Genomic DNA, 26760 nt, shown 5'->3' with positions numbered 1-26760 from the left:
CTCGATGGGGGGACGAAATGGGGCTATCAAATCCCTTCAGTGGCCACTAAATTTTTACTACAAAGCACTACCCAAGGCACGCTACCGAAAACTTATAGCATTTACGGCACCGGCTTGTAGCTGAGTTCAAGCATCCAAAACTGACCCTCCGGAGAGCGGTTTGTAGGCCGTCAACGAAGGGTCATAAGGGTAGTCAGTTTTACTCTAAAACATCACCGGAATGCGTCTGCGAGCACTCCATGAAGTCCATATGGCCCATAATGGGTGCGCCGGGAGGCATTTCCAGCACCGAGCCGGGTTCGAACTTGATCGGATTCTTGCCAAACTCGTCGATCTGCGCCAATGCGAACAGCATATTCGCTTTCTGCTTGGGCGCGGCGGCAGCGAGCTGCCCTTTCAGCCAGTCGCTCAGCTCCCCCACTTTCAGCAATGCCTCGCCACGCACGTTTTCAGGTGCTTTGGAATCCGCAGCGAGCATGAGCAGGTATTTCAGCGACAGGTTATTGACCAGTGTTTGCAGTTCGCCCTTGTAGCCATCCAGCGGGGACGATTTCCAGGTTTTCTCCAGGAGCCTGTCGATCACCGGCATCAGTCCGGGCTGCTTCGCGTCGCGTGCATTGTACTCGATCAGGCGCGCGGCGCGCTCGGGATTGAGCAGGTACGAGAGTGTCGTACCGGCGGCGGTTTCGGCAGCTGCAATGGGGTCGAACGTCGGGCCGGTGTGGCCGGTGAAAGTTTCAAGGCTGGCAGGGTAGCCGCTCGGGCGCGGCGGGATTTTTCCGATCAGCGCCTCCGGCAATGCCAGGGCGTCCGGGGTGATCGTCCCCAGCAGCGATTCCAACGCACGCCATTGCTCCTTAGGCTCTACCATCCGCGTCGTTACCTGGCCGTCGTTTTTCACGGCATGGGTAAAATACAGCCCGCCTACCGATTTTGCCACCGCTTCTACCTGGTAGCGGTGCAGGAGATAGATCGGCACGAGCACTTCTTCTATGGTCGCCATCGGCTCCCCTTTTTGAATGGCTTTTTCGGAGAAGTTGTCGAGCACCTTTCTGCGGACCTTCATGATATTCGTCATCTGGTCGATCGGGTTGGCGCCATCGTCCCATTGGTGCGACGTCGGGTGTGCATTACCGCCAATGTCGGGGATGTACAAAAAGCCCTGTTTCAGGGTTTCCTGCATGATTTTTTCAAGCCCGGCCTCTTCGTCGGCACCTTTCGGGAACTCGGTATAGCCCCACATCACCGCGCGCTTGTCCCAGGCACCAATGCCTTTCGCATAAGCGTCAGAGATATCGACCGTGCCGTCCGCTTTCAGGGAAAATCTCGGGAACGGGTAATCCATCACCGAGCCGCGGTCTTTCGGGCTGGCGGCAAAGTTATGGTTGAAACCGAGTGTATGCCCTATTTCGTGGGCCGAAAGCTGCCTTACCCGCGCCAGGGCGAGCTCCTGCATGGCATTGGTCGTTTTCTTGCCAGCCTCGTAAGGCTGCAACAGGCCCTCAGCGATGAGGTAATCCTGACGGTGGCGGTCGGAGCCGAGCGTCACCACGCCTTTGATGATTTCACCCGTCCGGGGGTCGATATACGAGGCGCCGGAAGAAAACCCGCGCGGCGCACCGGTCCGGTTGATCCAGTTTACCACATTATACCGGATATCCATCGGATCGGCACCTGCCGGCAATTCTTTCACCTGAAATGCATTTTTGAAACCCGCCGCCTCGAATGCCTCGTTCCAGTAAGCCCCGCCCTCGATCAAAGCGGTTTTCACGGGCTCCGGCGCACCGCGATCGATGTAATACACGATCGGCTCGACTGCCTCGCTGGGTGCATTACCAGGTTTTTTCTTCTCCAAACGGTGCCTGCGGATAAACCGCTTTACGATCGGCTCGGTCATAGGCGCAGAGAAATCCATGTAGCTGAACATCCCGAATGCAGAGCGCGGATCGAAACGCCGGGGCTTGTAGTTGCCATCGGGCAACTCCACAAACGACTGGTGCATGTTGATCGTCACCGCGCCAGGATCCGGCGCGAGACTGCTGCCACCGCCACCAAACCGGTTCACATTGGGTGAACCGCCGGTGAACGTCACCATCGCTTCGAATTCGGTGTTTTTGGGAAAATTTTTAGTGTTCTCGAGGTATACTACCGAGCGGGATTCGTCGAGCCGGTAGGTACCGCCTCCGCCACTCGGCTGCGCCACGCTCACAGGCCCGCTCACGCGGCGCACACCCAGGCGCGCGGCGATGTTCTGGCTGTCGCGGATAATGAACGGCGTAAGGTCTACGAGCACCTTTTCGCCTTCCACCGCCACCGGCGCAAAACCCCATATCACCGATTTGGCAAATGCATTATCTACCGCCTTTTGCTCGTCGGCATTCTGCGTAATGGCACGGTAGTTCGTTACCGGCTCCACGAGCAGCACCTTCGGCCCTACTTTGATGAATTTGGCCAATGCAGAAGAGGCCTGCCCGCGTTCCGGGCCGCCATTGCCTACCCCTTCCGAAAGCGAGGCGAAATAGAGGAACTCCTTGTCGAGCTTATCCACTTCGAGCAGCACCTTCCCTGTTTTTTCATCATAATAAAAATTGAAAAAGCCTTCGTACTTCTTCATACCCTGCGTGGCGGAAGCAATGCTCGTGGCGGCGGCCGTCGCAAGGGGGGCCGTCCGCTGACCGCCTGCTCCGCCCTGATTTTGCGCAAAACTGAGGGTACCGGCTGCCAGTAAGACAGCCAATGCATAGAATCTCAACTTCATAGGATTCGGGTTATGGATGAATGATTTAAATACTATTTCACCTGCTCCGCTTGCAGCAGGAATACTTCCGACCGGTAATCGCCCGTCTTGTTCAGCATCAGCTTACCCCTGATCTTCACCGGCTTGTCGGTATAGCCGACTTCCTTCACCATTTTGACCTCCACCATCGACGGAATATCGCCCTGCCCGCAATAGGGGCATTGGTCCATCGGTACCACAGCGAGCATAAACTCCTTGTGGTTCAAGTCGGCATTGATCGGGATCATATAACCGGGCAATTCGACGGCCTTGTTCTGCAATGCTTCCAGCCGGGCCGGAAATGCAGGGACCATCTTGAAATCGGCGTTCTTCTTGTAGGTACGTTGCCCGATGAGCTTCCAGGTGTCGTTCATCAGCGGAATATGCGTTGGCGGCTGGGCCATACCGGCGTATCCCGACACCAAAAAAATCAACAGCAGCCATTTTTTTGTAAAAATCATTTCAAATTTTCGACATGGTTTCAGAAATATCCGTCCGGTAGGCTTGAATGGCCGGCAACAATGCAGCCACCAACCCGATGAACAGGCCCGCAGCAAGCAGCAAGCCCTCTTCCGGCAAAAACACGAGGCCGTCCATTCGTGCTTGCGGCGAGCCCTGCCAATAGCCTATCGCGTGCAATGCACCATGGCCAAGCAATATCCCGGCAAATGAGCCGAGGGTGGTTAATAACGTTCCTTCCAGCACGATCATGGCAAAAATTGTCCCACTCGACGCGCCCATTACCCGCATGACCGCGAGGTCATACACGCGCTCACGCAGGGAATTGTAGAGGCTCACGAAAACACTCACCCCCGCCAGGAGCATCAATGCAATGGCAAACCAGCGCACTGCATCGACACCTATGCCGATCAATGCAAACAACCGTGCACTCTCCTTTGCCGGAGAAGCCGCCTGCATGGCCGTAGAACGGTTGATCGTCGCCGGCAATGCCGCCATCGCCATCCTCGAACGGTACTGCAGCAGCATCGACGTGATTTCGCGCGCCCCATCGGCGCCGTGCATCTGCCAGACGCTTTCGAGGCTTGTAAGCACCAGATTGTCCGCAACACTCCCTCTCTGTTTCAACACACCGGCGACTACATAGGGATGGTCGTCGTGCAAGTCTTCGTCCGACGTCAGCCCGTGCGAACCGTAAATGCGGTCGCCGGCTTTCAGGCCCTGTGCCCGGGCTACGTCTGCCCCGATCACGATTTCAAATGGTTTCGTCCAGAAGCGCCCCGCCGCCAGCTCCAGACCATACAGGCTTACATAACCTGTGTCGGTCCCCACAATACGAAACCCGGCGTAGTTATCCCCCAGCGCAAGCGGAACCGCCTTTTTCACCATCGGATGAGCGGCCAGCGAATGCGCATTTTCCCCGCTGATATTCCCCGTCGGAAAATCAATGAAGTAAATGCTGCTCAATATCAGTTGCAACGGGCTGCCCTTCGCCCCTACCACCAGATCCACGCCCCGGGCATTATCGCGCAACCGCTCTCCTGCCTGGTTCATTCCCAGCAATAACATCGCCAGCATGCCCGTACCAAATGCGATCAACAGCAGGTTCAATGCGAGCGTCAGCCGGTTGGCTTTAAGATTTTTCCAACTGATTTGAAATGTGTTCATGGCGAAGTTCAAACATAAAATCCTTGAAAAAAGACTCCTTAACCCGGTCGTCGTGGGTGCAAACAATGAGCGTGGAGCGCTCCGATGTGGCCAGGTCCGATAGCAGACGGATCACCGCATCGGCATTTCGATTGTCCAGGCTGCTTGTGGGCTCATCGGCCAGCAACAACGCCGGCCGGTTCACGAGCGCCCGCGCAATACCCACACGCTGCGCCTGCCCCTGGCTCAACTCCTGCGGATAGGCATGTCGCTTATGGTCCATTTCCAATGCATTCAGCACCTCCCTGATCCTGAAAATATCCTTCCCTATTCCCGCGAAACTTTGGGCGAGAAGCAAGTTTTCCTCCACCGTCATGCTGCGGATCAAATGGGGCTGCTGGAAAACGATCCCGATATGTTGACCGCGGAAGCGGTCGAGGGCACGTGCGGGAAGTGCGTAAACATTTGTTGCATTGACCATTACCTTGCCTTCGGAAGGTTTCAGCAAACCACCCAACATATGCAGCAATGTCGTTTTACCGCTGCCCGATTCACCCAATAACAGCCATTGCTCACCCGCTGTCACGGTCCAGTCGGGAAAGTGCAGTGTCGTGCCGTTGGTGAAGGTTTTGGTTAAATCGGATGTTTGCAGCATGGGAGTTTGGTCAGGTGTGGTCAAGGTTAGTCAGGTGTAGTCAAGATTGGTCAGGTGTTGTCAGGTATTGTCTGGATTGGTCAGACATTGTCAGGATTGGTCAGGTGTGGTCAGGCATTGTCAAGATTGGTCGGGCATTGTCAGGATTGGTCAGGTGTGGTCAGGCATTGTCAAGATTGGTCGGGTTTTGTCAGGTATGGTCAGGATTGGTCAGACATTGTAAAGATTGGTCGGGCGACGTTGCTCCGGGCGATTTGCAGGCGGTCGGAAGAAACATCAATCTTTGCTTCGTAGGAGCTTTTTGTTTATAGAAATCAATGCTGCAAACCAAAAGGCGGGCTCCGTAGGTGCCTCCTTGGCCACATACAAAACATCAGGCGACTCCTAACGGAGTCTTACACCCCTTCACTGGCCGTTTTTGCTATAAACAGGAAGCCACTCCGTGGCTAGCTTGCCATGACATTCCTGACCGCTCTTGACCATTCCTGACAACACTTGACCATTTCCTGACCACTCACGACAAACTCTGACCATTCCTGACAACACCTGACCATTTGCTGACCACTCACGACAAACTCTGACCATTCCTGACCACACCTGACCACTCACGACAAACTCTGGCCCCACTTGACAAAGCCTGACCAAAACTCCCCGCTATTTCCCCGTCCCGGTCGCTTCCCGTACCGTCGGATATTTAATCCCCAGCTGTTCCAGATACGTCGGGTACTTCGCCGGATCGTAATAATACTTTTTCATTTCAGGCCGGAATTCGGACATGATCTTTTCGTTGAGATGGATCGCCGGCTTGTCGGTGTCGGAAATGAGGGCTTTGTATTTGACGTCTTTGGTCTGGACATTATTGAAATAATCCCAGGCATAGCGCAGCACTTCCGGCTTCACCAGCAGATCCAGCAAGGTCATGGCCTCCACTTTGGCACCTGCCGTAACGCCTTTATGCGCGATCGGCGTCGCCATGGCAATCGCATTGGCCCAGTGGTGGCCGGGCAGACCGGGAATATTGGCCGGATAGCGCAGCACCACCGTAGGCAGGTTCCAGGAAATATCGGCAATGTCGTCGGAGCCGCCTCCGCCGGTGGTAGGCGTAGCCGACGGCTTGCTGAGCTGGCTCAATGTGGTCGCCAGGCCGTTTGTTTCCAGCGCACCGCCTTCGGGATTTTGCATTTCCTTCTGGGCCGCCTTGGCCAGGACCTGGTCGTCATCCGACCATTTCGGCAGGCCTACGCGTTTGATATTCTCATACATCGTTTCAGCAATGGCCTGGTTGAAATGCCCTGGCCAGGCACTGCCCAGCACTTCGTAGGTCATTTTCGTCTCCGTCATTTGCGCTGCTCCCTCGGCGATCCGGATACCATCCTTGAACATCTGGGTGATCTTCGGATAAGTGCGTTCGCGGAAATAGTACCATACCGACGCTTTGGAAGGTACCACATTGGGCTGGTCACCGCCGTCCTTGATCACATAATGCGACCGCTGGGTGGTTTCCATATGCTCGCGGTGGAAGTTCCAGCCGATATTCATCAGTTCGACGGCGTCGAGCGCGCTCTTCCCGCGCCAGGGCGCCGCCCCTGCATGGGAGGCCTGTCCTTCGAAGTTGAACTGCACCGATACCATCCCGTTATTGCCGCCGTCGCCATAGGAAACCGAGAGGTTATTGGCCACGTGGGTGAAAATGCAGGCATCCACGCCTTTGAAAAAGCCATCACGGACGTAATACGCCTTGGTACCGAGCTGCTCCTCGGCTACACCCGGCCAGAGCATGATGGTACCCGGTATCTTTTCGCGTTCCATGATCTTCTTCAACGCCAGCACGGCGGTAATGTTCAGCGGCTGGCCCGAGTTATGCCCTTCGCCGTGCCCTGGTGCACCTTCGATGATCGGGTCGTGGTAAGCGACACCGGGTTTCTGGGATGCCTTCGGAATACAATCAATATCACTGCCGACGGCGATAAGCGGCTTTCCGGAGCCCCATTTGGCCGTCCAGGCAGTGGGAATGCCGGCAATGCCCTGCTCGATCGTGAAGCCGTTTTTCTTCAGAATGTCGGTCAGGTATTTCGATGTCTCGACCTCCTGAAAACCCAGCTCGCCGAAGCTGAACACCATATCGACCATTTCTTGCGTAAACTTCGCCTGGCTGTCGATCTCTTTGGCCATCTCCGTTTTCAGCGCATCGATTTTGGCAGGGTTCATTTTCACCTGCGCCATCGTTTGCACCGGCAAAGCCAGCATCGTGCCCGCCGCACAGCCTATTCCCCAATGCCGCATTCTCCGGAACAAACCATTTGTTTTTAAAAGCATATCTGGAACCGTTTAAATGTTAACCTATTTACCTGAACCTGAACTTTTTTCCTCGCCGGATGCCGGAACGCGGACAGTGGGATATTTAATACCTAACTGTTCGAGGTAGGTCGGATATTTGGCAGGATCGTAATAATATTTCTTCATTTCCGGCCGGAACTCCTCCATGATCTTCTTGTTCAGGTGAACGGCCGGCTTGTCCGTCTTGGAAATCAGAGCAGTGTACTTAGTATCCTTGGTTTGTACCTCATTGAAATACTTCCACGCATTGGTCAGGATTTCAGGTTTCACAAAGAGGTCGAGCAATGTCATAGCCTCGGCTTTGGCGCCTGCGGTAACCCCCTTGTGCGCGATGGGCGTCGCCATGGCAATAGCATTGGCCCAGTGATGACCGGGTAATCCCGGAATATTGGCCGGATACCCGAGGACAATTGTCGGTAAATTCCAGGAAATATCGGCAATGTCGTCCGACCCTCCGCCGCCCGACGACGCCGTGGCCATCGGTTTTCTCAACTGGCTGAGCGAAGTACTTAAACCATCGTTCGCCCGCTCGCCCCCGAAGCCGACAGCCGGACTTCCCACCTCTTTTTGCAATGCTCGGGCAAGTTTCTGGTCCTCTTCACTCCATTGCGGCAAGCCTACGCTTTTGATATTCTCATACATCGCCTCGGCAATGGGCTGATTCATGTGTCCTGGCCAAGCGCTGCCCAGTACTTCGTAGGTCATTTTCGTTTCGGTCATTTTCGCCGCCGCTTCGGCAATGCGGATACCGTCTTTGTACATCTGCGTGATTTTCGGATAGCTCCGCTCGCGGAAATAGTACCATACCGACGCCTTGGAAGGCACCACGTTGGGCTGGTCGCCGCCGTCGGTAATCACATAATGCGATCGCTGGGTGGTTTCCATGTGCTCGCGGTGGTAGTTCCAGCCGATATTCATGAGTTCCACTGCGTCCAAGGCACTCTTCCCACGCCAGGGCGCGCCGCCTGCGTGCGAGGCCTGTCCCTCGAAATCGAAACGCACGGAGATCATCCCATTGCCACCGCCATCTCCATAGGAAGTGCCCAGGTTACTGCTCACATGCGTGAAAATACACGCATCGACATCTTTGAAATAACCATCACGGACGAAATACGCCTTGGTAGCCAACTGCTCCTCGGCCACACCCGGCCAGAGCATAATGGTGCCGGGGATTTTCTCCCGTTCCATGATCTTTTTCAATGCCAGCACAGCCGTCACATTCAGCGGCTGGCCGGAGTTATGCCCCTCACCATGGCCGGGTGCCCCTTCAATGATCGGGTCATGATAAGCCACGCCGGGTTTCTGCGATGCCTTGGGAATACAATCGATATCGCTGCCAACGGCGATCACCGGTTTCCCCGATCCCCATTTGGCCGTCCAGGCAGTAGGAATGCCTGAAATGCCCTGCTCGATTGTAAATCCGTTTTTTTGGAGAATATCGGTCAGGTATTTAGAGGTTTCCACTTCCTGAAAACCCAGCTCGCCGAAGCTAAAAATCATGTCCACCATTTCCTGGGTAAACTTCTTTTGACCTTCGATGTCTTTCGCCAGCTCGGTTTTGAGCGCATCGATTTTGGCGGGAGTAAGTTTTACCTGCGCGCTCACGAAGCCGGGTAGCAAGGTGAGTGCGAGCAACCATTTGAAACTATGTTTTTTCATATCTAAATCAGTTTGTTAGTGGACAATTCCGCATTCGGGATCGGGAAAATGTACTCGGGCTGCGAAGGTGAAATGGATGGCGCCGAAAGTCCGCCGCTGCCTTTCGCCGGAATGGGGAGCAGGTTGCGCAGCAGGTCGTTCGAGCGCAGGCCTTCCCCGAGAAACTCGATGCGGCGTTCGAGCCATATCGTTTTCACCAACGCATCGGCCGTAGCGACGTCGGCCGCAGGAAATGCATAGGCGGCATCCGAGCGCATACGCACCGCTTTCAGCAACTCCACCGATTTGGTGAGGTCGCCGGTTTTGGCAAGCGCTTCGGCGTAATTGAGCAATACTTCCGAATAGCGCAGCAAGGGCACGTAATCGATCGTCGGGTTCGTCTGGTTGTATTTTTTCAAATAGGTCAATCCGCCTGCAACCCGCGTGAATGCGGTTTTGCGGACGTCGGTAGCCGGCCAAGACGGGTCGCCCAGGATGCCCGTCGGGTTTAGGTTGTATTCCAAATTGAGATTATACTCGTAGGCCAGCGAATTCTGGCCGCTCACCAGGTTCAGGGCAGTCATTGGCATCGAAAAGATCGATTCGGTAGTCGTGTAATCTGTAAAAAACACGGTGGTAATGTTCGATTGTAACTGGTGTTTCACGCCCGACGGCGCCACGAACGGTGCCGCATCCGATACGATTTTCTTCGCTTCGGTTACCGTTTTGGCATAATCACCCATGGTCAGGTACACCCTCGTTTTCAAGGCAATAGCAGTATTCTTATGCGCACGGGTGGTGTTCAGCAGAGCCGTCGAATAGTTGACAGGCAGACCTGCCTCCGCTTCGTCCAGGTCTTTCAGGATTTGCGCATATACTTCGGCCACTGTGCTCCGGGCCAGGTCGTTGTTGGCGGGGGTGCTCTCGCCTTTCAGCCGCAAAGGAATCCCAGGCGAGGCGCCTTTGTCTTTCGCATACGGCTGCGCATAGCGGGTGATCAGCCCGAAGTAGCAGAATGCCCGCACAAACTTGGCCTCAGCGATGTACTGGGTGGCGGTAGCAGCGTCCACCACATCGGGATGCAGCGGCAGGCCGTCGATCAGCAGGTTCGCCGAGTTGATGGCCGTGTATGAAGTCCCCCAAGCGGAAGAAGCATCGTTCGAACCGGAGGTAACGGTGTGGCTCCACGCGTCGTAACCCGTAAATACATTCTGGGTGCGGTTGATGAACTCTTCGCCGCGGATATCCGCCAGCATCAGGTAACGCCCGCCGTACAGGCTCCCGTTTTTCATCGCACCGTACAAGCCATTCACCTGCCCCAGCACACGGGCCGGCGTGTCGAAAATGTAGGCATCCTGCAAGGCAATGTTGGGCACCGGGTTGAGCAGTTCCTTTTCATCGCACGAGGTCATGAGGGCCGTCAGCGGCAACACCATGCAGGCCAGCCTGAACACCAGGGTATTCACAGGCTTCATAGGAGTATTTTCAAATATCTTTTTCATGATCAGAAACCGAGGTTTAAACCAAATGTGAATGTGCGCCCCTGGGGAATGGAGTTCTTCTCCACACCGGGGGTCGTGTTGGAATTACCATTGACCGAAATCTCGGGGTCGGTACCGGTGTATTTCGTGAGGATGAATGCATTGAAAACCTGCGCATACAACCGTACCGAACTCAGCCCCAGCCTGCTCAGTACCGGCCCGGGCACGCGGTAACCCAGCGAAACCGACTGCAACCGCAGGAAATCGCCCTTTTCGGCATTTTCGGAGATCGGCCATGACGAGCCGTTCGAAAGCAAGTCACCGTATACGACACGCGGAATGTTGGTCACCTGTCCCGGCGTGGTCCAGCGGTCGAGCACCTCGGTAGTGTTGTTCCAGAAGCGCTGGTCGCGCCAGGTGCCTTTGGTACCGTTCATTACCAGGTTACCTCCCGAGTAGGTGAAGTTCACCCCCAGGTCCCACTGACCATATTTGACATTATTGATAAAACCGCCGTAATAGGTCGGCAGCGCATTGCCCAGCAGGTAGTAATCGTCCACCGCGATGGCAGGTGCGGGAGAGCCGTCCAGATAAGTCCAGCGGCTGCCCCCCGCAGGTACCACGTGGCTGTACTGCACACGTTCGCCCGCCTTGTTGATGAAGACGCGCTGGCCGTTTTCGGGATTCACACCGTCCGTTTTCGCTCCATACAAGCTCCCTACCGAATAGCCCACGCGGGTAATGTTGGTCGCCTCCGCTGCCGTGGAAGTAGTCCCCACCAGCTCGGTACCCTGCCCGTACAGCTCGGTGACCTTGTTTTTATTATGGGTAAAATTGAGACTCGCATTCCAGCTCAGCTTGCCTTTACGAATAATGTTGGCATTCACGCCCAGCTCGATCCCGTGGTTGTACATCGCGCCGATGTTCATGAATATGGCATCACCCGGAATACCTTTGGAAGGCGATTGCGGCACATTGAGGATCAACCCGTTCACGCTATTGGCATAGTAGGTGGCTTCGAGGGTGATACGGTCGTTCAGGAAGCTTACGTCAGCCCCCACGTTGGTCTGGTTGCTCGTCTCCCATCCCAGGTCGGGGTTGCCGCCCTGGCTGAAATTCCAGGTAGGGACGGCGGCGTACAGGTTCGACTCGTATAATGCAAGCGAGCCGTACGCGCTTACACCCGAGTTACCCACGCGGCCCCAGCTTGCGCGGAGTTTCACGCTGTTCATGATATCGGCCAGCTTGGAATGCTTGTAAAATTCCTCTTCCGAAATGCTCCATCCGGCCGATACGCCACCGAAATTGCCGTACTTCTTGCCGCTTCCCAGTGCAGAATTGCCGTCGCGGCGGTAGTTGAGGGTGAAGAAGTATTTCTTGCTAAAATCATAGGTAAACCGGGAGAATACAGAGACCAATGCACTCTCGGTCAGCACATTCGCAGCCGGCGAGATTTGCCCGTAACTTCCCTGAAACTCATCGAAGAACGGATCCGAAAGCTGCGTGCGGGTAGCTCCCCAGCTCGACGTCCCGAATTTCTGCACGTCATAACCGGCCAGTAAGGAAATGTTGTGATTGGTGGCAATGGTAGTCTGGTAGTTTAATGTATTGGTCCAGTTCCAGTTGCTGATCAGCCTGCTGCTGTTGGTCGCGCTGCCGTTGGAAGAGTTTCCCGGACCATGTACGGGGCTGTTAAAACTCACATTCTCGACTTTCAGACGGTCCATCGCATAGCTCATTTTGTATTGCAAGCCTTTGAAAATCTTGACAGTAGTACCAAAATTGGCAATAATGCGGTCGTTTTCAGAGGTATATTTATTCAAATCCAGCAATGGAACCGGGTTATAAAAGTTGCTCGCCACCTTGTTGTTGCCCATGCCCAGCGTATTGGACGCGCTGAGGTTGTAGGAGCCGTCGGGGTTTACCGCGTACACGTTCGGGGCGGAAAGCCACGCGAGGCGGGCAGAACCCACCAATCCAAATGCATTGCCGCTCAGCGAACCGGTGTTGGGCGAGGCATTCAGGCTGGTATTGTAATTGATATTCCCTGAAAACGACAGCCAGGAATTCAGCTTGTGATCGATGTTGAAGCGCGCCGCTTTCCTCGTAAACTGGTTGGTTTTCAGAATCCCTTTCTGATTGCTGTAATTCGTGGAAAAGTAATATTTCGTGGATTCAGAGCCGCCGGACACACTGATGCTGTGGTTTTGCGAAACGCCGGTTTGATATACCTTATCATACCAGTTGGTGTTCACAATGGAACCGTCCTCCTGGATAATCGGAAAGAACAGCGCCGAGGCCACGGCATCGTTGTTCGCATTGCCGCCCAGGATCTTGGCGTTCATCACGCCTTCGTTTTTAATATCCATAAACTGCTGCGCATTCAGCATCGTGGGCAAGCGGGTTGCTTTCGTCATACCCGTCCAGCCTTCGTAGGTGACCTTCGCCTTGCCGGTTTTACCGCTTTTGGTGGTGATCAGGAGTACGCCCGCCGCCGCACGCGACCCGTAAATGGATGTCGAGGCTGCATCTTTCAACACGTCAATCGACTCGATATCGGCAGGGTTAATGTCGCCCAGCGGGTTATTGGCCACCGTAGAGTTAGCCGAAACATCACCTGTATTAATAGGAATACCATCCACCACGATCAACGGAAACGAGCTGAGCGAGATCGAGTTAATGCCTCGTATGCGGATAACGGGCGGGTTGTTCAGCACACCGTTCGGTTGACCGATACTCACCCCCGTGGCGCGCCCGGCCAGTCCCTGGTCGAAACTCTGTACCGGCATGTCCTTCAATTTATCTCCCGAAACCCGTGCCGCCGAACCTGTAAATTCCTCTTTGGATTGTGTACCGTACCCCACGACCATCAGCTCATTCAACTGCTTGGTACTGCTCGCCAGCTTGATACTGATCGCCGACTGACCGCCCACGGCCACTTCCTGCGCCACGTACCCCACGTACGAGAACACGAGCACCGGCGCACCGGAGTCCGACACCTTGATGATGTACTTGCCGTTCATGTCGGTAATGGTACCCGTGGAAGTACCTTTCACAAGCACCGCCACACCGGGTAATGCCTCGCCATTGTCGTTGTCGGTCACCACGCCCGATATCTCGCGGTCGGCGGGGCGCACGAGCGACGCCAGCAGGATTTCCGTTTTCTGGATCTGGCCGGTTGTTTTGGTCTCTTTTTCCACGATTACCACCGTACCGCGCTGCTCGCGGTAATCGAGGCGCGTCGGGCCGAGCAGTTCGTCGAGTACCTCGTCCACCGGCTTACGGCTCACCGCAATATTGACGCGGTAGGGCGCCACGAGTTCTTCATTGTATACAAACTTGAAGCCGGTCTTTTTCTTGATCAGGTTGAATGCCTCTTTCAGGCTACGGTCGTGCAGCGTAAGGTCGATCGTCACTTCCTGAAGACTTTGCCTGGCATCCACTCCCGCCCCGAGGGAAGGAAGCGTTACCAGCAGCACGAAAAGTAAGAAGAACGTGGTCAGGCGTGTCCATTTGTGTATGGACAGTAAACTTCTGGTACAATTTTTCATACCTTTGAATGAGTTGGGGTTAATCGTGAAACATTAATTCCAGCTTCCGGATAGCAAGATCAGTCAGTGATTGGCGTTACGTTCTGATTTTCACTATCACTCGGTCCGGCAGGCCTCGGCTTGCCGGATTTTTTGCATTGAAGGGCAGTCGTTCATTACATAGGCAGCGGGTTCAAATGGGTCTTCTTTTTTTGCTAAGTACTATTTGATTGTCTTCCAGATGGTATTCCAGGTTATTGGCGAGCGATAGCAGGTCGAGTATGCGGGGGAGGGAGTCGGTTGATGCAAATTCGGCAGACATATGATATTCCCGTATCGATTCCTCTGCCCGGATCTTTACATCGAATTTATTTTCCAGAATGGCGATCACGTTGGCGAAGCTCTCGTTGTCGAACAGCAGCCTGCCGTCCTTCCATGCCACAGCATTGGCGCTGTTTACATTCACTTTTGTGATCTCGCGGGTCTTCACATCGTAAGCCACCTGCTCGTTGGGCAACAGTATCTTCCGCTCCGCGCCGGCTGTACCGCCCGCACGCTCCACTTCAACCTTTCCGCGAGTAACGGTAACCAATATACTTTTCAAAAAATGATAGGACCGGATATTGAATGCCGTCCCTAAAACGCGGGTGGTGGTGCCGGAAGCCGCCACGAAAAATGGCTTCGACTCGTCCCGTTTGATATCGAAGTAAGCCTCGCCGTCGACCAGCACGACCTTCCGCTGGTGTTCCGCGAAATGCCTTGGATACTCCATTTTGCTCGATTCGTTGAGCCAGACCGTCGAACCATCCGGCAGCTTTATTTCCTTGCGCTCGCCCTTGCCCGTAACTACCGAAACCGTGTTTCCGAAGAGTGCGGCAGCATTATGTCTCCAAAAATAGAATGCGATACCCATCACGACCAGTACCGAAGCGGCAATCCGGAATGTCCTGGAAAACGCTGCCCACGGACGGCTATACAATGGCCGGATTTGTCCCCGCTCTACCCCGCTCTCTTTATCGAGCTGCCGGTTAAGTTCGTCATCCAGTTTACCTTCGGCCATCAAACGGAAGAAAATATCCAGTTCCTCCCTGCTCAACGCATTGGCGACGTAACGTTTGACGAGTTCTTCCAGGAATTGCTTTTCCTCCATTTTCAGGCTATTTATTGTGAAGACGGGCGATACGGATTTTAGGGTACCCCTTTGGTCAAATTTTTTTTGTCATTTTTGGTCAGGTGTTGTCATTTGTTGCTCGTTCGAGCAAATCTCCTGACTTGCACACGCTATTCGCAGGCCTCCGGCCGATTGATATCGCATAGTCGCTCTTGCCGTATGGACCGGCCGGAGGCCTGCGAATAAAGAGTCACGAAGGGAACCTTCGCGCCATTCCGCACAACACATGACCACAAATGACAATACATGACCACTAACTTCACCAAGCCGCCATCACGCAAATTACCAGCGAGTTAAACGACAACCCGAAATTCTTGTGGGCGGAATATTTGAGGTATTTGATCGCCTTCACCATGTGCTTTTTAATGGCATTGCGGGAAATGCCCAGCACCTCGGCGGCTTCGTCGTAGGAATGCTCCATTTCCCGGCAAAGGCGGAACACCTCCTGGTCGCGCGGGGAAAGTTGGTGGAGGATTTTTTGCAGATAATGCTGATATTCTTCCGATTGCAATGCCTCTTCCACATGGCTGGCATGTTGCAGCGAGGCGCGGATCACCTCTTCCCGCACCGACCGCTCGGTAGCCGCGTGGCGCAGGAAATCGAGCACACGATTTTTGGAAACCGTAAAGAGGTAAGCTCTGAATGATTGCAGGTTGGCGAGCGTCTCCCGCTTTTCCCATACTTTCAGGAAGATCTCCTGGCACAGGTCTTCGGTATGCTCGGTGGATTTCACAAATTTGAAAACATAACGGCTGATTTCCCCCCGATAATGACGATACACCTCGTCGAAAGCCTTGCTGTCTCCCAAAGCGAGGTCTTTCAGCAAAACAGTTTCTTCGAGCGCGTCCATCGTTGAGGTTGTCTTTTATACCGCCAAATATCGTTTCCCTAATTTAGGCACATATTCATTAAAATTTCAAGGTTTTAAGATTTGATACACAATTAATTTCGTCATTTCGTCAAATAGATTAGTATAATTATGGTTTTTATAAAATAGTTGAAATAATACTTCAAACACACCTAACAATACCCGACATTATCTGCCCACACAACTAAACCTGACCACGCCTGACAAAAAAACGCCACCGGAATCCGGTAGCGCTTCTCAAATACTACAACATTATTGAGCCTTACTAGTCTTTCCTGCGCAGGTACACATTGTTACTGATCGATTCCAGCTTCACGTCCGGGCCGCCGCCGTTGATCTTCCCTTCGAGCAGGTAGCCCACGATCGGGTTCTTCTCCTTTTTGTTTCCGAAATCGATGTCCAGGTCGGAGTACACTTCGCCGGTAATGGTTTTCACGGCCACATTGGCCCCTTTGGCTTTCGGCCAGGTCATATCCACGAATCCGCTAATCGTTTTGGCGGCCACGGCCGCGGTAGCACCCTGAATATCGATATTCCCATTGATGGTTTCGAGTTTCAGCTTGGCTTGCCGGGGCAGGGTTACCTGGTAGTTGATCTCGCTGCAAACGTAGTAGCGGTTTTTGCCGTCGTCGCTGCTCCACGTGCTTTTCTCTCCCGGACAGTCCTCGCCTTTGCCTTCCTTTATCTTTTCCTTGTCGATGTCGGTTTTAAGGACGATTTCATCGGCAGTAGTCATGTCGGTGACCCGAAATGCGTCATTCAGTTTGTTCTGGTTTATTTTGACGGACATATGCACCGAAACTTCCTGCTTGTCCCAGTAGCGCACCCGGATGCTGTCGCCGAAGCGCAAATTGAGGTTTACCGTTTTGCCCGATTGGTACGGCAGGCTCTTATCGATGATTTTCTGGGCAAAAGCGGAGGCGCATATCACGCCCAGGATGGCTGATAACAATATCTTTTTCATGGTAATAGATGCAGGTTTGGGTGTTATTTCTGCTTGCGTATATAAATGTTGCTGCTGATCGTGTTGAGGGTCATTTCCACGCCCCCGCCATTGATCGCCCCGTCGACGTTGGCCATACCGCCTACTTTGGACATGCCGTCCTTGGTATTTTTCACACCGAGATCGAAATCGGTATACATTTCCCCGTTGATCGACCGGAGTTTCAGGTTCGACTTCGCAGCCGGCGGCAAAGTAATGTCCACATCCCCGCTGATCGATGAAATGGCCGTCGGCTTACCTTGTGCGAGGTTCGAGAACGTGGCGGTTACCTCGCCGCTCGTGGTGTTGGCGACCACGGGGCCCGTAATATTGTTGAGGACGATATTGGTGTTGTTCGTCTTGATTTCGAGGTCGCCGTCCATATTCGAGATCGACAGCCCCGATCCTCCCTGCCAATTGGTTTCCACGAATTTCACCGCTACCTGCCGGGGTAGCTTGATCGTGTATTTGATCGACTTGCGGGTCGCTTTCTCGATTTTCAGCCCCGAAGCATCCGGTGTCACCGACAACCCGATCCCGGAGTTATCGACCGCCGTGTAATACAATGGTTTCAGCCCCTTCGCACGGTCGGGCGGTGCCTCGAAGCCCGACGACGCCTGGATTATAACCTCGTCGCCATTGTACCCTTCGATTTTCACCGTGCTGGCCGAAAGCTCGAATACCACTTTTTTATCTTTCGAATTGGCCAATTTTGTCTTGTATTCGGGGGTTTGGGCGCACGCAGTGCTCAGGCTCCAAAGGAAGCCCGCACTGATTAACAGTACTTTTTTCATGGTTATTTATTATTAGGATTTATTTGCTTGTTTGGCCCGGTGTTTGAAACCCCTGGTTAAAATATTGCTTTTGCATAGAGGGCCAGAGGCCCGACCGATATCCCATCCAGGGAATTTATTCCCTGGCAAAGGGCATTGTCAGACGTCCGCGTTGAGGCGGTTCATGCCTTCGGTTGCTTTCAGCCGCACCACGTCGAGTACCTCCTGGTTGCGCGCGATCTGCTGAAATTGATCCACCGCCCGTTTTTCCTTGATCGCCACCAGCGTTTCAATGAGCGATATCTGGATATTAGGGTCCGTCTGAATCGCCAGCGACTGGATCAGCGCTTCCTTCACCTCTGTTTCATCGGCGAAATGCGTCAAAGCCTGGCACGCCGCCAGCCGAACATTTACATTCGGATCGAAATTGAGCGTGTTGATCAGCAGCTGCGTAATATCGCGGTCGGCATCGGAGATTTCATAGCTATGGTTCACCGCCTGGATACGCTCGCTCGCCGAGGTATTATCCATTTGCTCGAATGCGAGTACCTTTTTCATTTCCTCAACCTGGCCTGCTTCTTTTCCTTCGAAAGCAGCCGATACCGCCCTATTTTCAGACTTTGACTGATACAACCACCCCGCACCGAATCCGACGAGCAACAGCGCCAGCCCAGCCGCAATACGCAACAACCATGTCCCCAACCTGCTCACCGGCCCGCGCTTCGGTGGGTCGAGCATCAATGCCAGCTCATGATTGAAAGTCAGCGACGGCTGCTCCTTTCGGGCATTCGCAAAATAGCCGAACTGCGCCGCGTGGCTCTGTAAATGCTCCGGCACCTCGCCATGCTGGAAGAACTGCTTCAATGCACGCTCCTCTTCCAGCGACGTTTCGCCGTCGTAATATTTTTCTAGTAGCTTCTCAATATCCGGTGCCATAATTCTCTGCTTTTAAATAATTCTCGCGCAACTTCTGCCTTGCCCTCGAAAGGATCGTACGGATATTCGCATTACTCAGGCCGGTCACCTCCTCGATCTCCTCCAAGGTATATTCCTCCACGTCGCGCAGGTGCAATACCAGTTTCTGTTGCTCGGGCAGCTCGCCGATGAGCCGGTGCATCAGGCCGGCGCTGTCGCTGTTCTCGACTTGCCGGTAAGGCGATACGTCCGCTGCCTGCATGGCCACCATATCCGTTTCGTTGCTCGTTTTCTGTTTATGATGGGATTTCAACCGGTCCAGACAAAGGTTCTTCGTCATTTGCACCGCCAGCGCCTCCACACTCTGGTAACTTTCCAGCTGTTGCCGGTTGGTCCAGAGCCTCAGGAACACATCCTGAATGGCATCCTCTGCCTCCTCGCGGTTGCGAAGAAACATTTGCGCCAGTCGGAACAGGCGCCCCTGAACGGGCAAAATGCGTTGGTTGAAGGCTTGTAAATCCATATTCAATGGCATAGACGACCGGCTTCCGGAAACGTTACAGGATTTACGAAAAAATTTTCATCCGGCGTCCAGCCCCGAACAAAACTGTTCGCTTTCGGACAAGCGTACATGCACAAAAAGCGCCATTACCGACTCCAAACAGCATTTTTACATTTTGGCAAAGTATTTGTTTTGCATTATTACAACTAATAAGCTGCGCAGATTATGAAAAGAACTTTTCTCGGGGAATTCGAAGAAATCGTCCTGCTGGTGGTGGCCGGCTGCACCGGAGAAGCCTACGGTGTCACCATTTGGGAACGCGTGCAGGAATACACGGGCCGGTCGGTTTCGTTGAGCGCGGTACACGCTACATTGTACCGCCTGGAAGAGAAAGGATTCCTTACCTCCGAAATGGGCGGCGCCACAGCGGAGCGCGGCGGCCGGCGGAAGCGTTTTTTCAGCATGACCAATTATGGTAACCGCGCATTGCAGGAAATCAACGAGATTCGCCGGCAACTCTGGCAAGCGATCCCGACCGAAAAGCTGCAACCCAAACTCAGCTTTTCATGATATGGAAAAGGCCCCGCAACACAACCGCCCGCCCCGTTGGGTCGACCGGCTGCTGACGATCATCATCGCGCCGCATTTCCTGGAAGATATTCTGGGCGATCTGCACGAGGTGTATGCACGACACGCGCAAGCAGGCGGCACCCGCGCGGCACGCCTGCGTTACATGCTCGCATCCGCGCGTTACGTGCGCCCCTACTTCATGAAACGCAAGCCCCGAACCTACTCCCCCACCTATATTTTTAGTCCTGCCATGATCAAAAACTATCTCAAAATCTCGCTCCGAACGCTGGGCAAAAACAAGGCTTACAGCTTCATCAATATCACCGGCCTTGCCATGGGTATGGCCGTAGCCATCCTGATCGGCCTCTGGATTTACGACGAACTATCGTTCGACCGGTATTTCGAAAACCACGACCGCATTGCCCAGGTATGGCAGCACCAGACATTCAACGGGCAAATCGGCACCCAGACTGCCCTGCCCTTTCCCATCGGCGATGAGATCAGGCGAAATTATGGCGCAGACTTCAAATACGTCATCATGGCTTCCTGGAACAGCTGGCATATTCTGGCCAATGGCGACAAGAAATTCAACAAGAGCGGGTCATATATCGAGTCGGACGCGCCCGAAATGTTCAGCCTGCGTATGCTACGCGGCACGCGCGGAGGCTTAAAAGACCCTTACTCCATTATGCTCTCGGAGTCCGTAGCCAAAGCCTTTTTTGGCGACGCCGATCCTATCGACAAAACCATTAAGATCGACAACAATCTCAATGTGAAGGTTACGGGAGTTTATGAAGACTTCCCCAATAACACCACTTTCCGCGAAATGTCGTTCATGATGCCGTGGCAGTTGATGATCGTCGCCAATCCATGGCTCAAAACCATGGAAGATCCCTGGCGACCGAACGCCTATCACACGTACGTACAGCTGATCGACAAAGCGGACATCGACCAGGCGTCGGCGCGTATTAAAGACATCAAGAAGAGAAATATCAATAAGGAGCAACTAAAATATAAGCCCGACGTATTCCTGAACCCAATGAGCGACTGGCACCTCTACTCGGAGTTCAAGGAAGGCCGCCGGGTAGGCGGGCGCATCGAGTTCGTATGGCTTTTCGGTACCATCGGCGTATTCGTGTTGCTGTTGGCCTGCATCAATTTCATGAACCTCAGCACCGCACGTTCCGAAAAGCGGGCCAAGGAAGTGGGCGTCCGCAAGGCCGTCGGATCTGTAAGAAAGCAGCTCATCACACAGTTTTTTACTGAATCATTTCTTGTAGCAGGCTTCGCATTCTCGCTTTCGATTATGCTGGTAGTATTATGCCTGCCGCTGTTTAACGAGGTGGCCGACAAGAAGATCGCTATGCCCTGGTCCAGGCCCGAATTCTGGCTGGCGGGCATTGGTTTCAGCATCATTACGGCCGTTATCGCGGGTAGTTACCCGGCATTGTACCTCTCTTCCTTCCAGCCGGTGAAAGTATTGAAAGGCACTTTCCGAGCCGGCCGTTTTGCCGCGGTGCCGAGGAAAGTGCTGGTAGTGGTGCAATTTACAGTGTCGATCGTCCTGATCATCGGAACGGCCGTGGTATTCAGGCAGATCCAGTTTGCCAAAAACCGTCCGGTAGGTTACAGCCGCGATGGGCTCATTTCGATTTTTACATCAACAGGGGATATTCACAAACATTTCGAAGCGGTTCGTCATGATTTGAAAAGCAATGGCGCCATTGTGGAGATGGCCGAATCGGGCAGCCCTATCACTGAAACCTGGTCGTCCACGAGCGGTTTTGAATGGAAAGGCAAGGACCCGGAGCAGTCGGTCGATTTCTCGTTCGACGAGATTTCCTATGATTACGGGAAAACGGTCGGATGGCAATTCGTACAAGGCCGCGATTTCTCACGGGAGTTTGCGACTGACTCGGTGGCATTGGTGGTGAACGAAACGGCGGTAAAATTCATGGGCATGAAAAATCCGGTCGACCAACCGATGACCTGGTTTAAAAAGCCTTACAAGATCGTGGGTGTTATTAAGAACATCGTGGTAAACTCGCCCTACGCACCTTCCCGGCCACAATTTTTCTGTCTTTCGTCCGGGCAGGGCAACGTGATCAACATCCGCCTCAACCCAGCCGTCGGCTCATCCGCGTCGCTTGAAAAGATCAAAACCGTTTTTGAAAAATATGACCCGGGCTCACCGTTTGAATATCAATTTGTAGATGAAGTATATGCCCGTAAATTCGTTGACGAAATACGCATCGGCAAACTTACGACCTTCTTTTCTATACTCGCCGTGCTGATCAGCTGCCTGGGACTCTTTGGCGTAGCATCCTTCATTGCCGAACAGCGTACGAAGGAAATTGGCGTTCGGAAAGTGCTTGGCGCCACCGTTCTGAGCGTTTGGGGGCTGCTATCGCGTGATTTTGTGCTGCTGGTTTGCATTGCATTCCTCATTGCCACGCCCGGCGCCTACTATTTCCTGAACGGCTGGTTGCAGAAATACGACTACCATACCAGCATTTCATGGTGGATATTCGCCCTCACCGGCCTCGGTACGCTGCTGATCACCTTGCTGACGGTCAGCTTCCAGGCCATTAAAGCCGCGACCATGAACCCGATCCGCAGCCTGCGGTCGGAGTAGCGCCATATTGCCGACATTAACCATTGGATTATTTCAAATGCCTGAACACCGTCCGCCACGCTGGGCAGATTACCTGCTCGAAAAGTTTGTGAACCCGCGTTTCCTGGAAGACATTCAGGGCAACCTGGAAGAGATCTTCCTGCGTCGTGCGCATGAGGTGGGCGCGGCGCGGGCCCGGCGCGAGTATGCGTGGGGAGCCCTGCGGCATCTTACACCCTATTTTACCAGGAAAAGTCCCCAGCAATACCCAACCGTTTCCAATCTGAGCCCTGCAATGCTGAACCATTATCTCACCTATGCCTTGCGGCATTTTGCTAAAAACCGCCAGTTTACGTTTTTGAATGCTGTGGGGCTGGCTACCGGCCTCATTTGTACATTGCTAATTTACCTATGGGTCGCCGACGAGCTGGCTTTCGATCGATTTCACGAAAAAGGAGCCCGTTTGTATAAAGTGATGGTCCATGAAAAAGGCGGCGCCAAGCTCGTAACCTCGGACGGTACCGGCGGCATTTTAAGGGTAATGCTGCCAAAGGACATGCCCGAGGTAGAAATGGCGGTTTCTACGACACCACCGGCCTGGTTTCAGAAGTTCAGCCTCTCGGCAGCCGGGCGCACGGTGAGCGCGGCGGGGAATTTTGTGAGTTCCGATTATTTCAAGGCATTTTCTTTTCCACTGATACAAGGCAATGCGCAATCCGTCCTTACCGACAAAAATACGGTTACGATTTCGGAGCAAATGGCCGTCCGTCTGTTCGGGTCGGCCGAAAAGGCGATGAACCAGCTGGTGGAATGGAAATGGCAGGCATTTTCCCGCAAATGCCAGGTAACCGGTGTTTTCAAAGATCAACCGCACAATTCCAGTGAGCAATCGGAACTGTTGATTCCTCTGACCGCCTGGGACGATATATTGCCCCAGGGCAGCATGCCCAACACGGCTACCGGCCCGTTCCGAAACTACCTCGTCCTTCGCCCTGGTGCCGACGCGCAGCTGCTGGAAGCAAAGCTCGCCGACTACGCAAAGAAGCGCTTCAATGACCCCAATGCGACATTATTCATCCAGAAATACGCCGATGGCTACTTGTATGGTCAGTATGAAAACGGTGTGCAGTCGGGCGGGCGGATCGAATATGTGCGGCTGTTCAGCGCTATTGCCGTGTTTATCCTGCTCATCGCGTGCATCAATTTCATGAACCTCTCCACGGCCAAGGCGTCGGTACGGGTGAAAGAAGTGGGTGTCAAGAAAGCATTGGGTGCCGGCCGGGCAACGCTTGTCTTCCAGTTCCTGGGCGAGTCGATCCTGATGAGTTTTATGACATTACTGATGGCGCTGGGCGTCGTTTGGCTTGCATTACCTTATTTTAATACCATTACCAACAAAGAGCTCACGCTGCATTTCAGCGGGCAATTCATCGCTGCATTGGCCGCGATTCTGCTGCTTACCGGCCTGCTCGCGGGCAGCTACCCGGCATTGTACCTGTCGCGTTTCAATCCCGCACTTACATTAAAAGGCAAACTCCTGCACGGCATGAGCGAACTATGGGTACGGAAAGGGTTAGTAGTGTTCCAGTTTGCGGTTTCGGTGATCTTCATCATTTCGGTAGTGGTTGTATACAAGCAAATTGATTATGTCCAGGCCAAAAATCCGGGTTACGAGAAGGATAATATCGTGTATTTTGAAATGGAGGGCCGTGCCGCAACGCAGACGGAGGCATTTCTTGCCAGGCTGAAAACGGTCCCCGGCGTGGTAAACGCGTCGAGTATCCAGCAAAAGATCATTCTTCCCGCATTCCTTCCATCGGCTGGTGTGCGCTGGGACGGGAAGAACGAGAAAGATGAGATCCGCTTTTACAAAATGCCCGTCAACTACGGCCTCACCGAAACGCTGGGTATCCGCATGGTCGCGGGCAGGAGTTTTTCAAAGGATTTCAGATCGGATACGACTGCGGTCATTTTAAATGAAACCGCCATCCGGCAAATGGGTATCACCGACCCGATCGGCAAACAGATCATGATCGACGGCTGGAAGACCCACATCGTCGGCGTGGCGCAGGATTTCCATTTCAATTCGTTGCACGAAACGATCAAACCATTCATTTTCAGACTATCACCCAAAGAAACCATGCTTGCCACTGTCAAAATCCAGGCCGGCCGGGTACCAGCAACCCTGGCACAGATTCAGGATTTTTACGCGAGCTTCAACCCGGGCTATGCATTCGACTACGAATTCCTCGACCGTGATTACCAGATTCAGTATGCCTCGGAACAGCTCGTAGCACAACTGGCCAGGTATTTTGCGGTGCTGGCGATACTGATATCCTGCCTGGGCCTTTTTGGCCTGGCCGCATTCACCGCGGAACGTCGCCGGAAGGAAATCGGGGTGCGAAAAGTGCTGGGTGCCACCACAGGCAGCGTGGTAACGATGCTCTCGCGCGAGTTTCTGGTGCTGGTAACGATCGCTATTGCGGTGGGTTGCCCGCTGGCGTGGTGGCTCACGCAGCGCTGGCTCGATCATTTCGCTTACCGCGCCACGATCGGTGCGGGTATATTCGTCGGAGCAGGGCTGGCGACGATCATTATCACGCTTGCTACCATCAGTTTTCAGTCGGTCCGAGCGGCGCTGGCCAACCCGACGCAGTCATTGAAGTCGGAGTGATTTGGCAGCATATGATTATTACAACTTCGGTTCGATCCACAATGCAGCGAGGCAGAGCATCAGCCAGGTAAACCAGGCCCAGCCGGGAAGTCTTCGGGTTGATACCGCGTCGTCCTTTAAGCCGGTTGTTGCATCCAACTCTTGTGTGGATAGAATGAAATGCTGCATGCGCGAAGCATGGCGCAACGGAGAATAATCCTGCACATAAAGCTCGGTTTGCAATGAGTCATGCAAACCGAGCCAACCGTTGTTCTCCGGTAAAAAAGTAGCGGCAGCCGAACGGTCATTCAAGGCAGAGACAATCGTTGAAACGGTATCCTCACCGACCGTCAGAAATCGTGGAACGGGCTGAAAGTTATTCAAATGCACTGTAACCGGCACATTTTGATAAACCGGAGCATCCCATTCGATCACAGGCGCCTGCGCGGGGCGCGCGTATGCGAGGATCTCGTTCCAAACCTTTCCATAAGCAATGCTATCACCCGACAGTTGCATTGGAAAGGTCTCATTCAATAAACTTACCGCAATTTTGCCTGTCGTCTTTTCCGTCACCACCGGGTAATGCGGCGCCTGCAACTGAAAGCTACTTGCCTCGAAACGGAAAGGTAGCGCAGTCAAAGAGTTGGAAACAGTAACCGATTCTTCATTGGAAATTTTCACCGATTGAAAACGTGTGCCCAATGCATTGTTGATTGCCCGGAGGTCGGTAACCGGGTCGTCCAGTTGCAGAAAGAGCACACTTTTGCCCGCGTTCACAGCCTTTTTCACAGCCGCATCGGCAGCATTCGAAGCACTCGTTACGACCAGGTCGGGCTCGGCAGCGCGGTTGATATTCAGCTTGCTGCGAATATTTTTTGACAATGAAGACGCATACAGCACGGAATGGCCCTGCTTTCCAAGCCAGGTAGCGAGGTTGCGCGTTTCAAAATCGGGGTTATCGAGCAGGAAACTCACGGTCAGTTTCTGCCCGGGTTGGCCGAAAAAGCGAAGCGTATCGATAGTTCGACCGTCGAGGTCAATCGTCGCGGTGGTGCGGCCTTCGGAAAATGTTGGGAACGCGAGCCTGAAACGGTTTTCTCCGGCATTCAGCATGACGCTATCTAGCGTTCTGCCGGCGTACCGTACCTGCAATGTCTTTTTCTCCGACAGCCGAATCCCGCCTTCAATCCGCTGCATTTCGCCTTTACGCAACACGCCTTTCCATTGAAGGTTGCGGAGCGCGTCAGCGGCAAACCAGGGCTTCCAATGCAAAACGGGCATATTTTTCAATTGCCGGATGGAGGCAAAAACCTTTTCGTCAAACTCCTGTCCCACTATCACCAGCGTATCTACCGGCCTGCCGGCGATTTCGTCCGCACGTAGCAATTCAGCTCCGGCCAGGCTATCCCGCAATCGCCCGGCCACTCCGGAAGGTACATTTCCGGCAATCAGCAGCCCGGTTTTCGACCCGGCATTGGATTGAAAATAGGGATCGAACAGCCACGTCAGCAGGCTCACCCAAAGCAAGCCATTAAAAACCAACCGGGTACCAAATCTGCCGGCGTTCCGATGCCGCGCAAACAGCAGCCAGCATTGTAGCGCCAGCAACGCTACTGCCGCCACGAGCAGCAGTATGTTCAAAGGTTCAGTCCAGTTGAAATCGGTATCGATCATTCAGGTGTTTTATTCT

The 26760-nt window shown here is 53.7% G+C and carries 18 protein-coding genes; 3 read left to right on the top strand and 15 right to left on the bottom strand.

Annotated features, from left to right (window positions below; translation table 11 throughout):
* Positions 1–199: 199 nt before the first annotated feature.
* From J2Y43_RS28975 to J2Y43_RS28910, 14 genes are all read right to left on the bottom strand, one after another.
* A complete protein-coding gene (locus J2Y43_RS28975; protein WP_309990848.1) occupies positions 200–2758 on the bottom strand; it encodes a zinc-dependent metalloprotease in 2559 nt (852 codons plus the stop codon).
* A gap of 32 nt (positions 2759–2790) precedes the next feature.
* Entirely contained in the window at positions 2791–3237 is a 447-nt protein-coding gene (locus J2Y43_RS28970; RefSeq protein ID WP_309990845.1) for a hypothetical protein, read from the bottom strand.
* Position 3238: 1 nt separating this feature from the next.
* Positions 3239–4402, bottom strand: a complete 1164-nt coding sequence (locus J2Y43_RS28965) for an ABC transporter permease (RefSeq protein WP_309990842.1) — start codon at positions 4400–4402, stop codon at positions 3239–3241.
* The gene (locus J2Y43_RS28960; protein ID WP_309990839.1) at positions 4368–5036 is read right to left on the bottom strand and encodes an ABC transporter ATP-binding protein; all 669 of its coding nucleotides are present in this window, start codon (positions 5034–5036) and stop codon (positions 4368–4370) included. Before J2Y43_RS28960 ends, J2Y43_RS28965 begins: the two co-directional genes overlap by 35 nt.
* Positions 5037–5690: 654 nt before the next feature.
* A complete protein-coding gene (locus J2Y43_RS28955) occupies positions 5691–7283 on the bottom strand; it encodes an amidohydrolase (RefSeq protein ID WP_309991362.1) in 1593 nt (530 codons plus the stop codon).
* A gap of 93 nt (positions 7284–7376) precedes the next feature.
* A complete protein-coding gene (locus J2Y43_RS28950) occupies positions 7377–9032 on the bottom strand; it encodes an amidohydrolase (RefSeq protein ID WP_309990837.1) in 1656 nt (551 codons plus the stop codon).
* Between the two features lie 2 nt (positions 9033–9034).
* A complete protein-coding gene (locus J2Y43_RS28945; RefSeq protein ID WP_309990833.1) occupies positions 9035–10513 on the bottom strand; it encodes a RagB/SusD family nutrient uptake outer membrane protein in 1479 nt (492 codons plus the stop codon).
* A 2-nt stretch (positions 10514–10515) separates the two neighbouring features.
* Positions 10516–14043, bottom strand: a complete 3528-nt coding sequence (locus J2Y43_RS28940; RefSeq protein WP_309990829.1) for a SusC/RagA family TonB-linked outer membrane protein — start codon at positions 14041–14043, stop codon at positions 10516–10518.
* 172 nt (positions 14044–14215) lie between these two features.
* A complete protein-coding gene (locus J2Y43_RS28935) occupies positions 14216–15172 on the bottom strand; it encodes a FecR domain-containing protein (RefSeq protein WP_309990826.1) in 957 nt (318 codons plus the stop codon).
* Positions 15173–15452: 280 nt separating this feature from the next.
* The gene (locus J2Y43_RS28930) at positions 15453–16043 is read right to left on the bottom strand and encodes an RNA polymerase sigma-70 factor (RefSeq protein ID WP_309990823.1); all 591 of its coding nucleotides are present in this window, start codon (positions 16041–16043) and stop codon (positions 15453–15455) included.
* Positions 16044–16326: 283 nt separating this feature from the next.
* Positions 16327–17025 (bottom strand): hypothetical protein, encoded by a 699-nt coding sequence (locus J2Y43_RS28925; RefSeq protein ID WP_309990820.1) that lies wholly within the window; start codon positions 17023–17025, stop codon positions 16327–16329.
* 23 nt (positions 17026–17048) lie between these two features.
* Positions 17049–17837 (bottom strand): DUF4097 family beta strand repeat-containing protein, encoded by a 789-nt coding sequence (locus J2Y43_RS28920; RefSeq protein WP_309990816.1) that lies wholly within the window; start codon positions 17835–17837, stop codon positions 17049–17051.
* Positions 17838–17975: 138 nt separating this feature from the next.
* The gene (locus J2Y43_RS28915) at positions 17976–18752 is read right to left on the bottom strand and encodes a HEAT repeat domain-containing protein (RefSeq protein WP_309990813.1); all 777 of its coding nucleotides are present in this window, start codon (positions 18750–18752) and stop codon (positions 17976–17978) included.
* Entirely contained in the window at positions 18736–19254 is a 519-nt protein-coding gene (locus J2Y43_RS28910) for a sigma-70 family RNA polymerase sigma factor (RefSeq protein WP_309990810.1), read from the bottom strand. Before J2Y43_RS28910 ends, J2Y43_RS28915 begins: the two co-directional genes overlap by 17 nt.
* 204 nt (positions 19255–19458) lie before the next feature.
* Here J2Y43_RS28910 and J2Y43_RS28905 point away from each other — a divergent pair, with 204 nt between their 5' ends.
* The 3 genes from J2Y43_RS28905 to J2Y43_RS28895 are packed head-to-tail and all read left to right on the top strand — an operon-like array spanning position 19459 to position 25091.
* Positions 19459–19803, top strand: a complete 345-nt coding sequence (locus J2Y43_RS28905; protein ID WP_309990807.1) for a PadR family transcriptional regulator — start codon at positions 19459–19461, stop codon at positions 19801–19803.
* A 1-nt stretch (position 19804) separates the two neighbouring features.
* On the top strand, positions 19805–22438 hold the full coding sequence (locus J2Y43_RS28900; protein ID WP_309990804.1) for an ABC transporter permease: 2634 nt from the start codon (positions 19805–19807) through the stop codon (positions 22436–22438).
* A gap of 37 nt (positions 22439–22475) precedes the next feature.
* Entirely contained in the window at positions 22476–25091 is a 2616-nt protein-coding gene (locus J2Y43_RS28895; RefSeq protein ID WP_309990802.1) for an FtsX-like permease family protein, read from the top strand.
* Positions 25092–25109: 18 nt separating this feature from the next.
* Here J2Y43_RS28895 and J2Y43_RS28890 read toward each other — a convergent pair whose 3' ends face one another.
* The gene (locus J2Y43_RS28890; RefSeq protein WP_309990799.1) at positions 25110–26744 is read right to left on the bottom strand and encodes a hypothetical protein; all 1635 of its coding nucleotides are present in this window, start codon (positions 26742–26744) and stop codon (positions 25110–25112) included.
* Positions 26745–26760 lie beyond the last annotated feature (16 nt).

Source organism: Dyadobacter sp. BE31, assembly GCF_031457695.1.
GTDB lineage: Bacteria > Bacteroidota > Bacteroidia > Cytophagales > Spirosomataceae > Dyadobacter.
The sequence above is the reverse complement of the archived record's forward strand: the minus strand, read 5'-3'. Positions and strand labels throughout refer to the sequence as shown.